This is a genomic window from Streptomyces sp. NBC_01717 (assembly GCF_036248255.1).
In the GTDB taxonomy this organism is placed as follows: Bacteria; Actinomycetota; Actinomycetes; order Streptomycetales; family Streptomycetaceae; genus Streptomyces.
Genome location: NZ_CP109178.1, coordinates 1,346,310 through 1,360,290 on the forward strand (window position 1 = coordinate 1,346,310; position 13,981 = coordinate 1,360,290).

Genomic DNA, 13,981 nt, shown 5'->3' on the forward strand with positions numbered 1-13,981 from the left:
CTAACCTCACTGCCGTGACAGACCAGCAGCCCCACCAGTTCGAACGTGGCACAGACGGTCCGAAGGTGATCGTCGCGGGCCTCGACGGGTCCGATTCCTCGATGCGCGCCGCCGCGTACGCTGCCGGGCTGGCCCGCCGGCAGCACGCCCTGCTCGCCCTCGTCTATGTGCAGCCCGTGATGGCTGCGGGTGCCGCGCTCGGAGCACCGGTCGCCGACGCGACCGGCGAGGTCGCGGAGGGTCTGGTGAGCGAGATCCGTGCGGCGACCGAGCGGCTGAAGGACATATGGGATGTGCGCTGGGAGTTCCACACCTTCCGTGGTGATCCGTACAACGGGCTGGTCACCGCGGCCGACGAACTGAGGGCGGACGCCGTCGTGGTGGGCGCGTCGGAGTCGGCGGGGCACCGGTTCATCGGCTCGGTGGCGATCCGGCTGGTGAAGGCGGGGCGCTGGCCCGTCACCGTCGTTCCGTAACCGGCCGACGGTGTCGTGGCGGGCCCCGCCTGCCGGGCCGTCAGGCGTTCTTCTCGATGGACTTCTGGAACTCCCGGGCCATCTGGTCCAGCCCCTTGGAGCGCCACTCGGTCCAGAACGGCTTCCACTCTCCGATCTTCTTGCGGCCACTGACGATGTCGTTGACCAGGTCCGTGGCCTCGGTCGACATGCGCCCGTAGTGCTCGGTGTACGCGTCGGAGTAGTGGCCCACCGTCGGGTTGGCGATGGCGGTCCCGATGAGCTTCTGCTCGACGGCGTACGTCGCTTTCACGTCCTCGGGGCCGTGGGTACCGGGGAAGGCCGAGGGCAGCAGTGCGAACGGTGCGGTCGTCGCGGTCGCCAGTCCGCTGTAGAACCCCTCGACCTGCTGCTTCCCCTTCTTGGTGCGCTGCGGGAAGCCCTGCTCGTCGTACGTGAAGTCAGCTCCCTCGGTGCCGAACTCCAGCAGCTCGCGCTCCTTGCTGCCGAACGGTGCAGCGAGGTAGTTCAGCACCCCGAGCAGCATCCGTACCCGCTTCTCGCTGCCCTTCTTGATGGCGGTGTAGCCGATCGTGCCCAGGTGGTAGTGGTGGTTCGGCTGCCGGCCGCCCGCGGCGAACGGGATCAGGACCTCCGCCGCGAGCGATGGGTCGTTGGTACGGAGGTTGGCACGGCCGCCGGACGGATTGGCGAACACCGTGGCGCCGATGGATCCCTGCGCCATCTTCAGATAGGCGTCGGCCATCTTCGGGTCGCCCGGGTAGAAGACGCCGGCCTGCTTGAGCTTGAGCACGAAGTCCAGTGCCGCCAGGTACTCGTCGGTCTCCTGCCAGAAGGTGAGCGATCCGTCCTTGTTCTGCCGCCACTTGTTCGGGGTGCCGAAGCACTGGCTCAGCACGCTGACGGCATTGACATAGATCGGTTCCAGGGCCCATACCTTGCCGCCGGTGACCTCCTTGCACTTGGCCAGGAACTCGTCGGGGCTGCTCGCGGACAGGCCGCCCGCCTTCTCCCAGACCTCGGGGTTGCCGGCGTAGACCTGGCCGAACGCAGGGTAGGGGCTCGGCGCACCCCAGATCTTGCCGTTGACCACGGCGGTCTTCCAGTGTGCGGGGGTCATCGCGGCGAGGTTCGGGTAGTCCTTGACCGCGTCACCCGAGACGTAGTCGGTGATGTCGGCGCACTTCGATTCCAGCAGCTCGGCAATGTGCTGGATGCCCTGGTTGGGCGGTATCCACATCAGGTCGGGCAGGTCCCCGCCGGCGACGGTGGCGGAGAACTTCTCCTCATACCCGGGATCCGTGCCCAGGATCGCGGAGAGGTCGACGCCGAGCTCCTGGTTGATCTTCTGCCAGTGCTCGTTGGATCCCTTGGGGAGCGGCGGCTGGGTCCAGATCTCGGTGAGCAGGGTGACCTTCGAGCCGTCGCCGGGGGCCTTGGGGACGCTCCGGATCAGCTCCTTGGGGTATGAGAGATAGCCCGCGGAGAGGCCCTTCGCGTTGGCCGGCAGATCGGGCGTGACCTTGGTGAAGGGGACGTACGCGGGAAGCTTCACCTTTGCCGAGGCGGCTTCGGTCCGGTGGCCGGTGGACGAACCGCAGCCGGTGAGCGCGGTGGCGGCGGCGCCCGCCGCGACGGCGGTGCTCAGGCCCAGAAATGTGCGTCGGGACATGCCGGTCATGGAAATCTCCGCAACAGGGTGAGAGGGGGGACGGGTGAGGAGCGGGCTCGGGTCAGCCCTTGATCGCGCCGGTGAGCACGCCCTTGGTGAAGTACTTCTGGAGGAACGGGTAGAGCAGCAGGATCGGGATCAGCGCGATCATGACGACCGCCATGGAGATCGACTGCTGAGGCGGCAGATGGGCCACGCCGAGCTGGTCGGCCGCCATCTGCTTGTTCTGCACCACATAGGTCCGCAGCAGCAGCTGGACCGGCCACTTCCCGGAGTCGTTGAGGTAGAGCATCGCGTTGAAGAACGCGTTCCAGTACGTCACCGCATAGAAGAGCCCGACGACGGCGATGACGCCTTTCGAGAGCGGCAGCACGATCCGGGTGAGGATCCGCCAGTCGCCCGCACCGTCGATCCGGGCCGCCTGGTAGAGCTCGTCGGGGATGTTCATGAAGAACGCCCGCATCACCACCAGGTTGAAGGCGTTGACCAGGCCCGGCAGGATCAGCGCCCAGTAGGAATCGAGCAGACCGAGCTCCCTGACCAGGACGTACATCGGGATCATGCCGGGGGCGAAGAGCAGCGTGAACAGGACGAGCAGCAGGACGGGTTTGCTGCCGGGGACGCCTCGCTTGCTCAGCGCGTAGGCCAGGGCGATGGTCGTCAGGAGGGAGAGTGCCGTGCCGACGCCGGTGATCAGGACGCTGACCGTGACGGCGCGGGTGACCAGCCCGCCGGACAGGATCGTGCGGTAGGCCTGAAGGGTCGGCTCGGTCGGGAAGAGGACATACCCGCCGGCGGCCGTGATCTCCTCACGGGAGGCGAGGCTGGTGGAGAGCACGATGAGGAACGGCACCGTCATCACAGCGACGATGACCGTGATCACGACGGCCTTGGCGGCCGAGCCGAGCCGGGTGGGCGGCTCCTCCCAGGCGGCCCGGCGGTCCGCGGTCCGGGGCTTCGACAAGGGAAGTCCGATGCTCATCTGCTGTACACCCCTTGCTCTCCGAATGCGTGGGCCAGCCGGTTGGCGCCCCAGATCATCAGTGCACCGACCACGCCCTTGACCAGGCCGGCGGCGGCGCCGATGCCCCAGTCGCCGTAGACCACGCCGTGGTAGTAGACGTAGGTGTCGAGAACCTCTGCGGCCCGGGCGCCGACCGCGTCGCGCTGAAGAAGGAACTGCTCGAAGCCGACGGACAGTACGTCGCCGAGGCGCAGCACCAGCAGCATGATCGTGACTCCGCGGACGGCGGGCAGCGTGACATGCCACATGCGCCGCCAGGGTCCGGCACCGTCCACGGCGGCCGATTCGTACAGGCTCTGGTCGACGTTCGCGAGCGCCGCCAGATAAATGATCATGCCCCAGCCGATGTCCTTCCAGATCACCTGCGCGGTGATCAGCATGGGGAAGGTGCCGGGGTCGGTCATCACGTCGAGGGCCGAAAGACCGTGGTCACGAAGGAAGTTGCTGATCAGTCCGGCGCCGCCGACCACTTGCTGGAAGAGGGCGACGACCAGCACCCAGGAGATGAAGTGCGGAAGGTAGACGACGCTCTGCACGAACCTCTTGACGCGGCTGCTGACCAGGCTGTTGATGAGCAGGGCGAGGGCGAGCGGGGCCGGAAAGAAGAAGATCAGCTGCAGCGCGGCAAAGGCAAGGGTGTTGCGTACGGACTCCCAGAACGCCGGATCCGCGAACATTTCCTGGAAGTTGGCCAGGCCCACCAGGGGGCTGTCCTTGAAGCCGATGAACGGCTGGTAGTCCTGGAAGGCGACGATGTTGCCCAGCATCGGCACGTAGAAGAAGACGGCGAAGAAGAGCAGGCCCGGGGCCATCAGGGCGAGCATCACCCAGTTGTTGCGCAGCCGGACCCGCAGCGGTACGCGCCGCAGCGGGGGACGGCCGCTCTCGGCCCTGGGCTCGGGTGGGGACGCGGCCCGTGGGCTGCGCGCTGTTGCAGCGGATGTCACACGTACTCCCTGGCCTGGCGGCTCGACGAATTTAGAAACCAACTTTCCGAAAAGAGTGGCCACATCATCGAAGCGTCGAACCGGTAGGTCAACAGCCAATTAGTCCTCGGCAGTTGGACTTTTCTGCACGGCGTGATCGATGTGTTCCAATGCCATCCGGGCTGCCCCGATTGCAGTTGATTCCTCGCCCAGTGCGGAGTTCCGCACGGATGGCGCATTCGGGCAGCGGCCCGCGAGTTCCGCGGCGAACGGCTCGCTGAGCAGCGCGCCGGCCCGGGAGATGCCGCCGCCGAGCACCACCAGTTCCGGATCGAGCGCGGCAACGTGGGGCGCCAGGCATTCGGCGAGCGACTCGGCGAAGGCGCGCAGGGCGTACCGTGCGCCGCCGTCCCCGGCGGCCGCGGCCTCGACCACGGCGCGGGCGGCGCTGTTCCGGGTGGGCAGCTCATCGCCCTGGTGTCCGGCGGCCCAGTCGAGCAGCCGCCGGTATGCCGCCGACCAGCCGTCCGGGGGCAGCAGTTCGCCGGCTGCGCCGCCGTTGCCCCGGTGCAGCCGGCCGTGCAGCCACAGACCGATGCCGGGGCGGTTGCCGACGTACAGGTAGATGGCGTCCCGTACGCCGACGGCCACTCCCCCGGCGCATTCGGCGAGCGTCGCGAGCTGGATGTCGTTGCCGACCAGGACCGGCCCCGGCGCGCAGTCGGCGAGCTCATGGCCCAGGTCGAGTCCGGTCCAGCCGGGCAGCGCGGTGCTCCGCACCACCCGGCCCGCCAGATCCACCATGCCGCTGGTGCCGATCCCGGTGGCCAGGGGGCGCACCCCGGCGGCCTCGGGCTTGGCCAGGCAGGCCTCGATCGCCCCGCGGACGGCCTTGAGCCGTCGCCGAGCGGTCATGGCGGGAGTGACCACGACGCGCTGCGCGGCAACCGTGCGGCCGAGCAGGTCCACGGCGTGGACCAGCACCTTGTGCGCTCCGATGTCCACGCCGACGACATGGCCCGCCTCGGCCCGGAAGCGGAACCGGCGGGCCGGGCGGCCGACGGCGCCGCTGCTGGCCTCCAGCTCCACCAGCCTGCCCTCGCGCAGCAGCTGTGCCGTGAGGTCCTGGGCGGTCGGCCGGGACACTCCGATCAGCCCGGCGAGCTCCGGCACGGTGACCTCGTCGCGTGCCCGCATCACCCGTAGCGCGGCGGCCGTGTTCAGTCGGCGCAGCAGCGAGGCGTCCCCACCCCGGTCCATGGCCTCTCCCTTGACAGCGTGATCGAAGTCTCTCCATGGTGGCCCATGGCGATTGAGCAACTTACCTAATAAATAGCGCCCTTGAGGGAGTGCGGACATGGGTGAGCAGGGCCATCCCGAGCTGGAGTGCGGGCTCGGATCATGGGACAGCGACATGTACGGCAACCACCGGATCCTGGTACGCGCCCCTTCGGGCGGCCCGGTGTTCGGGGCCGAACTGCCATGGCGTCGCAGGGATCCGGACCCCGCGGCGGTGGACGTCATCGTGCTCGCGCCATCCGGTCGGCGGGTGCGGAACACGGTGCCGATCGAGGTGACGGCCGGGCACGGCCGGATCGCCTTCGAGCCGGTGGAGGGCGAGGGTGACTACGCCGTGCACTACCTGCCGTACGCGCATACCGGCCGGCCGTACTATCCGCAGGCCGCGTACCGGCAGCCGACACCGACCGCCGACCCCGGCTGGGTGCATCGCTGCGGGCTGCACCGGCCGGAGCGGGTCTGGGCGACGCTGCCTCGCGCGGAGGCGTTCCGGTACGAGGCCGTGAGCGCCGTCGACTCCTTCGCCCCGATGGGGTTCGCGGCCACCGCCGGCGAGTGCGCGGCGCTGACCGCGGCCCACCCGGACGAGCCGTTGCTGCTGTTCGGCGAGGACCGCGACCGTCCGCTCGGCCGGTACGACGGGCTGCCCGCCCGCTGGGCGGACGCCGTGCCGTTCGCGCCGTTCTCGGGTTCGGCGGCGCGGGGCGAGTTCTATGTGCTGCAGACCGGGGTGTACGCAGTGCGGGGGCTGGCGGAGGTCCGTACCGAGGTCCGCGGGCTGCCTTTTCCGGTCCGGTCGCTCACCGCCGGCGGCACCGATGCACGCGGGCTGCCGTTCGAGAATCAAATCGGCATCGACGCGGGTCGCGTACACGTGCTCTGGTTCGGCCTGGACGTTCCGGAGGACGCGGAGCCCGGTATGTACGAGGGCGAGATCGCTGTACGCGCCGACGGCGCCGGCGAGCGGGTGCTGCCGCTGCGGATCACCGTGGATCCGCGGACCGTCACCGACCACGGCGCCGGGGATCCGGCACGGCTGGCCCGGCTGCGCTGGCTGGACTCGACGCTCGGCCAGGACGACGAGGTCGTCCCGCCGTTCACCCCGGTGAAGGTGGCTGGACGCCGGCTGGAAATCCTCGGCCGGGCGGTCGAGATCGGCCCCGACGGGCTGCCGCAGCGGCTCACCTCCTCGTTCACCTCGGCGGTGACCGGCACGGACGGACCGGAGCGCGATCTGCTGGCCGGGCCGGTGACGCTCACGGTCGGCCGCCCGCTCGACCGGGTTCCGCTGAAGCTGGAACGTACCGGACCGGCTCGGGTGCACTGGTCCACCGAAGCCACCGGTCCCGGGCTCCGACTCGTCACCGAGGGCGAGTTGGAGGCCGACGGTTTCCTTGTCGTACGGGCCACCGTCGAGGCGGTCGACGAACTCGCCCTGGACGTACGGCTCGATGTGCCGGTCGTCGCCGAGATCGCCCGGTACACGATGGGGCTCGGACTGCCGGGGCAGATCTGCCCGGAGACGTACGACTGGCAGTGGGACACCCCCACGCGCAATCAGGACTCCCTCTGGCTCGGCTCCCCCTCGGCCGGCATCCAGGTGTCGCTGCGCGACGAGCACTATGCACGTCCGCTGAACACCAACTACTACCGCGAGAAGCCCCTCGTCGCGCCGCGTTCCTGGGCGGGGGACGGGCACGGCGGCATCCGGCTGCGCACCGCGGACGGGGTGCGGACGGTGACCGCGTACAGCGGCCCGCTGAGGATCGCCGCCGGGGAGCGCCACTGCTTCGAACTGCGTCTCCTGCTCACTCCGTTCAAGCCGATCCGGGTGCGACGCCACCTCGCCGAGCGCTACTTCCACGCATACGCCTCCCCCGCCGAGATCGCCGCCTACGGCGCGAACGTCGTCAACCTCCACCACGCCACCCCGCCCAACCCGTACCTGAACGACCCTCTGCTCGCCGCCGACGTGCTCGAGGAGTACACAGCCGAGGCGCACCGGCTCGGCATCCGCGTCAAGGTGTACGACACGGTGCGCGAACTCACGCGTCACAACCCGGAGTTGCCCGTCCTGGCATCCCTCGGAAGCGAAGTGCTGGCACCGGGGCCCGGCGGTGGACACGCCTGGCTGCACGAGCATCTGGGCACGGACTACGTCCCCGGCTGGGTGGCACCCGATGTCGCCGATGTGGCCGTCGTGACCTCGGGCGACTCGCGGTGGCACAACTCCTATGTGTGCGGTATCGACCGGCTGCGTCGCCGGATCGGGGTCGACGGCCTCTATCTCGACGACGTGGCGTACGACCGGACCACCATGAAGCGCGTACGCAAGACCCTGGCGCGCTCCGGGGAGACGGCACCCCTGATCGATCTGCACTCCTGCAACCAGTACCGGGAGCCGGACGGCTTCGCGTCCAGCGCCAATCTGTACGCGGAACTGATGCCCTACACCGACCGGCTCTGGCTGGGCGAGCTGTTCGACTACGAGGGGAGCGATCCGGCGTACTGGCTGGTGGAGCTGTCAGGGATCCCGTTCGGGCTGATGGGCGAGATGCTGGAGGGGGGCGGCAACCCGTGGCGGGGCCTGGTCTTCGGGATGACGGCGCGTGCCCCGATGACCGATGTGCGGCCGATATGGCGGGCTTTCGACGAACTTCGCCTCACTGAATCCGAGTTCACCGGCTGGTGGTCGGACGAACCTCCTGTGTCCACCGGCCGTGACGATGTCCTCGCCTCCACCTGGGAGGGACCCGGCGGGACGGTGACCGCGGTCGCGTCATGGGCTGCGGAACCGGTGGGGTGTGTCCTGACGGACGCCGACGGCCCGGTGGCGGCGTACGCGCCCGCGATCGAGGGCTTCCAGCCGGAACGCTCCTTCGCGGCGGGTGAGCGGGTACCGGTGGCGCCGGGACGCGGCTGGCTGCTGTCCGTACGACCGGCTCCGGTGCCATGCTGACCGGCCCGTCCTCGGCCGCGGCGGCCGAGGACGGGCCGGGGGCCTGCCGCACAAGTCCCTGAGCCCGATCGGCGTCCGCCCGACCGTTCACCGCACCATTCGCCGCTCTGTGCGACCGCTCGTCGCACGCCTCGGTGCATCTCCTGTTCGTCTCGGCGCGAATGCGTTCGTATACGGCGCAGGCAGCGGCGCGGCGGCAAGGGCCTCCGCGGGGAAGGGCGTGCACGATGACCACGACGACGACCGATGAGCAGGCCCTCGCGAAGTTGCAACGCGAACACGGTCCCGCGCTCCTGCACTTCCTGCTCGGTCTGACCTTCGGCGACCGGCAGCGGGCCGAGGACCTCCTCCAGGAGACGCTGGTACGGGCCTGGCAGCACCCGGAGGCGTTCGACGGTCCGTACGACTCGATGCGGCCCTGGCTCTTCACCGTCGCGCGGCGCCTCGCGATCGACGCGCGCAGGTCCCGGCAGGCCCGGCCGACCGAGGTCGGCGACGTCGCGCTGGAGAGCGCCCCGGACCGGGAGGACTCCACGGAGTCCACCGTCGCCGCACTCGATGTACGCGAGGCGGTGCGCACGCTCAGCCCCGAGCACCGTGCGGTGCTGGTGCAGATATATTTCCGCGGGCTGAGCGTGGGCGAGACGGCGCAGGTGCTCGGCATTCCGGCGGGCACGGTCAAGTCCCGCTCCTACTACGCGCTGCGCCTGCTCTCCCGTAATCTGCCCGGCTACTCCCCGAGCAGGTCCTCCTCGCTGACCAGGCCGAGCAGGGCCGCGGCCTCCGCGATCTCCACATAGTCGGCGATGCAGCCGTCGCAGTCCCGGAGATGGCGGCAGACGCGGCGGGTCTCCCCGGGCGTGAGTGCGTCGAGAACATAGGCACCGAGCAACTGCCGTACATGCGGGCCCTCCCCGGGATCGGCGGTCATCGCAACCTCATGTCTGTTCTGTGACGGATCCGGTCCGACGGATCCTGTCCTTCTGGCCACGCGGGGCGCGCTCCCCCGGTTCAATGCTGCGTGTAGCCCGGTGCCGAGAAGAGAAAGAGGCGAGACGGGATGCGTCCGGAACGTACGGATGGAACCAGTGGGGGCGGGCTGCTGGTCCCGATGGCCTGGATGTACGCCGAGTACATCGCCGATGAGCTGCTGCGGACCGGCGAGCTGATGGAGCCGTCGACGCTGGAGTACCGCGCGGGGCGCGATGCGCTCGCCCTGACCATCTTTCTCTCCGACGGAGGCGTGGCCGATGCCCTGCCCGCCACCCGGATGGACGAGCTGCGGCTGCTGACCGCGTACGGGACGGCCTGGCGCAGATGGGTCTGCGAACGGCTCGACGCACTGGCGGCGGCTCCGGTGCCGGACGGGCGGGGCCGACCGGACCCCGATCTGGCGCTGGCCCGCGTCGCGTGGCGATGGCTGGAGGAGACCGAGCTGCTCGCGGCCGACCTCGATGCGATCGGTCCGGCGCCCTGGGAACCGGTCGATGTCGAGGAGGACCTGGAGTGGCCGCAGGAGATGGCCCAGGTGTGGACGCCGGCCTGGCAGCTGGGACTGCCGCTGGGGCATCTGGCGATCCACCTGTACTGACCGCTGCCCGCCCGGCGGGTGTCGCTCGTGGCGTCGGTCACGAACCGTGCACCCCGGCGCGGTACTTCGGCAGACGCACGGTGATCTTCATCCCTGCGCCGATCCCCGTCTCGATGACGAGCCCGTAGTCGTCGCCGTACACCTGACGCAGCCGCTCGTCGACGTTGAGCAGGCCGATGCCGGTGGAGGTGCCGCCCTCGCCGCGCAGGATCTGCCGGAGCCGTTCGGGATCCATGCCGGTGCCGTCGTCCTCGATGACGACCACCGCCTCGGAGCCCGCGTCCAGGGCGCTGATGGAGATGCGGATCGGGGTCTCCCCAGCTCGAGCGGAGTTGAGATCTCGGGGAAGGGCGACGGCGCCTTCGAGGCCGTGCTTGACCGCGTTCTCGACGAGTGGCTGGAGACAGAGGAACGGCAGGGCGACGGGCAGCACTTCGGGGGCGACCTGGAGCCTGACCGAGAGTCGCTTGCCGAAGCGGGCCCGTACGAGCGCCAGATACTGATCGATGGAGTGCAGCTCGTCGGCGAGGGTCGTGAAGTCGCCGTGGCTGCGGAACGAGTAGCGGGTGAAGTCGGCGAACTCCAGCAGCAACTCACGCGCCTGCTCGGGATCGGTGCGGACGAACGACGCGATGGCAGCCAGGGAGTTGAAGATGAAGTGCGGGGATATCTGGGCGCGCAGGGCCCTGATCTCGGCCTCGATGAGCTGGGTCCGGGACCGGTCGAGTTCGGCGAGTTCCAGCTGTACACAGACCCAGCGGGCGACCTCTCCGGCCGCCCTGGCCAGCACCGCGGACTCGCGCGGGGCGTAGGCGATCAGGCTGCCGAGGACCCGGTGGTCGACGGTCAGGGGCACGGCGACGGCCCAGCGCAGCGGGCAGTCGAGGTCGTCGCAGTCGCTGTGGAAGGCGGTGTCGCGACCGCTCGCGAGGAGGCCCCGCACCTGGTCCATGACGTGCTTGCCGTGGTGGTCGCCCTCGCCGTCCCAGACGAGCACCCGGTCCCGGTCGGTGAGGCAGAGCGCGTCGGTGCCGAGCAGGGAGCGCAGCCTGCGGGCGGACTTGCGGGCGCTCTCCTCGGTGAGCCCGGCGCGCAGCGGGGGCGCGGCGAGCGAGGCGGTGTGCAGGGTCTCGAAGGTGGCGTGCTCGACGGGGGTGCCGACGTCGCTGGTGCGAACGGGGCGGGCGGTACGGCGGCCGAGCAGAAAGCCGCCGCCGAACAGCAGGAGTACGAGCAGGACGAGTACGGCGTATCCGGCCCCGGTCATGGCTGTCCCCCAGTCGTCGAGGCCCCCGGCCCACCACGTTCCTCAGTCATCGAGGCCCCAAGTCATCGGTGTCTGCCGGGCATCAGCGCTTCCGGCAGGTGGAAGCGCGTCATCGCGGCATTCGTCCCGGGCGGGATGCGGCCGGGCGTGGCCAGCGACACCAGAACCATCGCGAGGAAGCCGACCGGGACCGACCATACGGCGGGCCAGGCGAGCAGCGTGTGCGGCCATCCCGGCGGACGCACGGCACCGCTGACGGTGATGGCGACGGACAGGAACGCCGAGCCGCCGCCGAGCAGCAGTCCGGCGATCGCGCCGGGCGGGGTGAGCCGCCGCCACCAGATGCCGAGGATCAGCAGCGGGCAGAACGACGACGCCGACACGGCGAACGCCATCCCCACCGAGTCGGCCACCGGCACCCGGCTGACCATCAGCGAACCGGCCAGCGGGACACACATGGCGAGCACGGTGGCCAGCCGGAAGTGCCGTACCCCGCGCGACGGCAGGACATCCTGGGTAATGACTCCCGCGACGGCCATGGTGAGTCCGGAGGCGGTCGACAGGAACGCGGCGAACGCGCCGCCCGCGATGAGCGCGCCGAGCAGATCCCCGCCGAGCCCGCCGATGACCCGCTCGGGCAGCAGCAGCACCGCCGCGTCCGCATCCCCGCCGTGGATGAGCTCGGGGGCGTACACCCTGCCGAGCGCTCCGTAGACGGGCGGCAGGAGATAGAACGTGCCGATGAGGGCGAGCACGACGACGGTGGTGCGGCGGGCGTCGCGGCCGTTGGGGCTGGTGTAGAAGCGGACGACGACGTGCGGCAGCCCCATGGTGCCGAGAAACGTCGCGATGATCAGCCCGTACGTGGCGTACAGGGGGTGGTCGGCGCGGAAGACGGACAGTTGCTCGTCGAAGGTGCCCCGGGGGTGCCCGCTGCCGTGCCAGGCCAGCACCAGGAAGATCGCGGGGACCAGGAGCGCGGTCAGCTTCAGCCAGTACTGGAATACCTGCACGAAGGTGATGGACCGCATGCCGCCCGCGGCGACCGCCGTCACGACGACCGCCGCGACGAGCACATCGCCGAGCCAGCCGGGCGCCCCGGTCAGGATTTTCAGGGTGAGCCCGGCGCCCTGGAGCTGCGGTACGAGATACAGCCAGCCCGCCCCGACGACGAGGACGCTCACCAGCCTGCGCACCTGCCGCGATTCGAGCCTCCCCTCGGCGAAGTCGGGCAGGGTGTACGCCCCGGAGCGGCGCAGCGGCGCGGCGACGAACACCAGCAGCAGCAGATAGCCGGCGGTGTAGCCGACCGGGTACCAGAGCATGTCGGGGCCGTGCACGAGCACCAGGCCCGCGATGCCGAGGAAGGAGGCGGCGGAGAGGTATTCGCCGCTGATCGCAGCGGCGTTGAGCCGGGGTCGGACGGTGCGGGAGGCGACGTAGAAGTCCGAGGTGGTGCGGGAGATGCGCAGCCCGAAACCGCCGACGAGAAGGGTGGTGAGAACGACGGCGGCCACGGCCGCCACCGCGTATGTCCGGCTCACTGCGCGGGGCGGCCTTCCACGAGCCGGGCGAAGTCGCGCTCGTTGCGCTCGGCCCGCCGCACGTACCACCAGGCGATCAGGGTCAGTGGCGGATAGGCGGCGAAGCCGAGGACCGCCCATACGACGGCGGCGCTGTGCAGGGCCTCGAAGACCAGCGGGAGCGTACCGACGACCACGGCGAGCACGCTGAAGGCGGTGAGTCCGGCGCGCAGCTGACTGCGCATCAACGAACGGACATAGGCGCCACCGAGAGCGGTCTGCTCGTCGATCTCCGACTGGGTGCGGTAGCGCGGAAGCGGGCGCACCCGCCGGGGCTCCCCCGTCACCACTTCACGCCGGGGCGTCGACTCTGCGGACATGGGCCCGGAGTGTACGCAGCCGGGGGCGCTCTGGGAAGGGTTCGAACCCGGGTAGGCCCTGGTCAGCGGCCGGTCCGCCGCATCAGCAGGTCGCGCAACGCGCGGGTGTGACGTCGGCTCACGGCGAGCTCCGCGGTGCCGATACGGACGCTCATGGTGCCCGCGTCGAGCCGCAGCTCGTCGATGCGGGCGAGGGAGACGAGATGGCGGCGGTGGATGCGCACGAAGCCCCGCGAGCGCCAGCGCTCCTCAAGGGTGGTGAGGGGAATACGGACGAGGTGGCTGCCGGTGGCGGTGTACAGCCGCGCGTAGTCGCCCTGCGCTTCGGCGTACGCGATGTCGTCGACCGGGACGAACCGGATGACTCCGCCGAGTTCGACGGGTATCTGGTCGGCTGCGGTGTCGTGGACGGACGCGGAGTGGACAGGCGTGGGGTGCGCGGGTGCGGAGCGGTCGCCGATCTGTTCCGCGACACGGCGCACTGCTTCGGAGAGCCGCTCGCGGCGCACGGGCTTGAGGACGTAGTCGACGGCCTTGAGGTCGAACGCGTGGACGGCAAAGCCTTCGTGGGCGGTGACGAAGACGATGAGCGGGGGCGCGGCGAACCCGGCCAGCAACTGGGCGACGTCGAGTCCGGTGAGGCCCGCCATGTGGATGTCGAGGAAGACGACATCGATGGCGGACGGGTCGTCAGGCCCCGCGTCCACGGCGCTGCCGATCCGGCGCAGCGCCTCGGTGGCACCGGTGGCGCCCTCGGCACTGCGTATGCGCGGATCGGCGCGTAGGAGGTAGAGCAGCTCCTCCAGGGCGGGTGCTTCGTCGTCGACGGCCAGTACGCGCAGCATGAGGCCGGAGTGTAGAGCG

Annotated in this window: 13 protein-coding genes; 4 read left to right on the forward strand and 9 right to left on the reverse strand. The window is 70.1% G+C overall.

The genetic code is table 11. The annotated features are described in order from the left end of the window. The first annotated feature begins 14 nt into the window (after positions 1-14). Positions 15-476 carry a universal stress protein gene (locus OHB49_RS06310; RefSeq protein WP_329158590.1) on the forward strand — a complete coding sequence of 154 codons (462 nt, stop codon included), beginning with the start codon at positions 15-17 and terminating at the stop codon, positions 474-476. Between the two features lie 40 nt (positions 477-516). On the opposite strand, the gene OHB49_RS06315 is transcribed toward OHB49_RS06310, so the two are convergent. The 4 genes from OHB49_RS06315 to OHB49_RS06330 all read right to left on the reverse strand — a co-directional run bounded on the left by OHB49_RS06315 (position 517) and on the right by OHB49_RS06330 (position 5,358). Then, entirely contained in the window at positions 517-2,148 is a 1,632-nt protein-coding gene (locus OHB49_RS06315) for an extracellular solute-binding protein (RefSeq protein ID WP_329158591.1), read from the reverse strand. A 61-nt stretch (positions 2,149-2,209) separates the two neighbouring features. After that, positions 2,210-3,130, reverse strand: coding sequence for a carbohydrate ABC transporter permease (locus OHB49_RS06320; protein ID WP_030973718.1), 921 nt, complete (start codon positions 3,128-3,130; stop codon positions 2,210-2,212). Continuing rightward, positions 3,127-4,119, reverse strand: a complete 993-nt coding sequence (locus tag OHB49_RS06325; protein ID WP_392749895.1) for an ABC transporter permease — start codon at positions 4,117-4,119, stop codon at positions 3,127-3,129. Before OHB49_RS06325 ends, OHB49_RS06320 begins: the two co-directional genes overlap by 4 nt. A gap of 99 nt (positions 4,120-4,218) precedes the next feature. Next, a complete protein-coding gene (locus tag OHB49_RS06330) occupies positions 4,219-5,358 on the reverse strand; it encodes an ROK family protein (RefSeq protein ID WP_329158593.1) in 1,140 nt (379 codons plus the stop codon). Between the two features lie 97 nt (positions 5,359-5,455). Between OHB49_RS06330 and OHB49_RS06335 the strand changes: the two genes are divergently transcribed. Both OHB49_RS06335 and OHB49_RS06340 read left to right on the forward strand, forming a co-directional pair. Continuing rightward, complete coding sequence (locus OHB49_RS06335) at positions 5,456-8,356, forward strand: glycoside hydrolase domain-containing protein (protein WP_329158595.1); 2,901 nt, start codon at positions 5,456-5,458, stop codon at positions 8,354-8,356. 227 nt (positions 8,357-8,583) lie between these two features. Further along, the gene (locus tag OHB49_RS06340) at positions 8,584-9,156 is read left to right on the forward strand and encodes a sigma-70 family RNA polymerase sigma factor (RefSeq protein WP_030973714.1); all 573 of its coding nucleotides are present in this window, start codon (positions 8,584-8,586) and stop codon (positions 9,154-9,156) included. On the opposite strand, the gene OHB49_RS06345 is transcribed toward OHB49_RS06340, so the two are convergent. Continuing rightward, complete coding sequence (locus OHB49_RS06345) at positions 9,087-9,287, reverse strand: zf-HC2 domain-containing protein (RefSeq protein ID WP_030973713.1); 201 nt, start codon at positions 9,285-9,287, stop codon at positions 9,087-9,089. The two genes, OHB49_RS06340 and OHB49_RS06345, sit on opposite strands and share 70 nt — an antisense overlap. A gap of 129 nt (positions 9,288-9,416) precedes the next feature. Between OHB49_RS06345 and OHB49_RS06350 the strand changes: the two genes are divergently transcribed. Continuing rightward, positions 9,417-9,947, forward strand: a complete 531-nt coding sequence (locus OHB49_RS06350) for a hypothetical protein (protein ID WP_329158599.1) — start codon at positions 9,417-9,419, stop codon at positions 9,945-9,947. 37 nt (positions 9,948-9,984) lie between these two features. Here OHB49_RS06350 and OHB49_RS06355 read toward each other — a convergent pair whose 3' ends face one another. The 4 genes from OHB49_RS06355 to OHB49_RS06370 all read right to left on the reverse strand — a co-directional run bounded on the left by OHB49_RS06355 (position 9,985) and on the right by OHB49_RS06370 (position 13,962). Then, positions 9,985-11,214 (reverse strand): sensor histidine kinase, encoded by a 1,230-nt coding sequence (locus OHB49_RS06355; RefSeq protein ID WP_329158601.1) that lies wholly within the window; start codon positions 11,212-11,214, stop codon positions 9,985-9,987. Between the two features lie 62 nt (positions 11,215-11,276). Further along, a complete protein-coding gene (locus tag OHB49_RS06360; RefSeq protein WP_329158603.1) occupies positions 11,277-12,758 on the reverse strand; it encodes a sodium/solute symporter in 1,482 nt (493 codons plus the stop codon). Further along, a complete protein-coding gene (locus tag OHB49_RS06365; protein WP_052189755.1) occupies positions 12,755-13,117 on the reverse strand; it encodes a hypothetical protein in 363 nt (120 codons plus the stop codon). The genes OHB49_RS06360 and OHB49_RS06365 overlap by 4 nt, the downstream gene beginning before the upstream one ends. 62 nt (positions 13,118-13,179) lie before the next feature. Continuing rightward, entirely contained in the window at positions 13,180-13,962 is a 783-nt protein-coding gene (locus tag OHB49_RS06370; protein WP_329158605.1) for a LytR/AlgR family response regulator transcription factor, read from the reverse strand. Positions 13,963-13,981: the final 19 nt, after the last annotated feature.

Bases quoted from the DNA above. Each gene is read 5' to 3' on its own strand.
- OHB49_RS06315 (WP_329158591.1), bottom strand. From the start codon at position 2,148: ATGTCCCGACGCACATTTCTGGGCCTGAGCACCGCCGTCGCGGCGGGC.
- OHB49_RS06320 (WP_030973718.1), bottom strand. From the start codon at position 3,130: ATGAGCATCGGACTTCCCTTGTCGAAGCCCCGGACCGCGGACCGCCGG.
- OHB49_RS06330 (WP_329158593.1), bottom strand. From the start codon at position 5,358: ATGGACCGGGGTGGGGACGCCTCGCTGCTGCGCCGACTGAACACGGCC.
- OHB49_RS06335 (WP_329158595.1), top strand. From the start codon at position 5,456: ATGGGTGAGCAGGGCCATCCCGAGCTGGAGTGCGGGCTCGGATCATGG.
- OHB49_RS06340 (WP_030973714.1), top strand. From the start codon at position 8,584: ATGACCACGACGACGACCGATGAGCAGGCCCTCGCGAAGTTGCAACGC.
- OHB49_RS06345 (WP_030973713.1), bottom strand. From the start codon at position 9,287: ATGACCGCCGATCCCGGGGAGGGCCCGCATGTACGGCAGTTGCTCGGT.
- OHB49_RS06350 (WP_329158599.1), top strand. From the start codon at position 9,417: ATGCGTCCGGAACGTACGGATGGAACCAGTGGGGGCGGGCTGCTGGTC.
- OHB49_RS06355 (WP_329158601.1), bottom strand. From the start codon at position 11,214: ATGACCGGGGCCGGATACGCCGTACTCGTCCTGCTCGTACTCCTGCTG.
- OHB49_RS06365 (WP_052189755.1), bottom strand. From the start codon at position 13,117: ATGTCCGCAGAGTCGACGCCCCGGCGTGAAGTGGTGACGGGGGAGCCC.
- OHB49_RS06370 (WP_329158605.1), bottom strand. From the start codon at position 13,962: ATGCTGCGCGTACTGGCCGTCGACGACGAAGCACCCGCCCTGGAGGAG.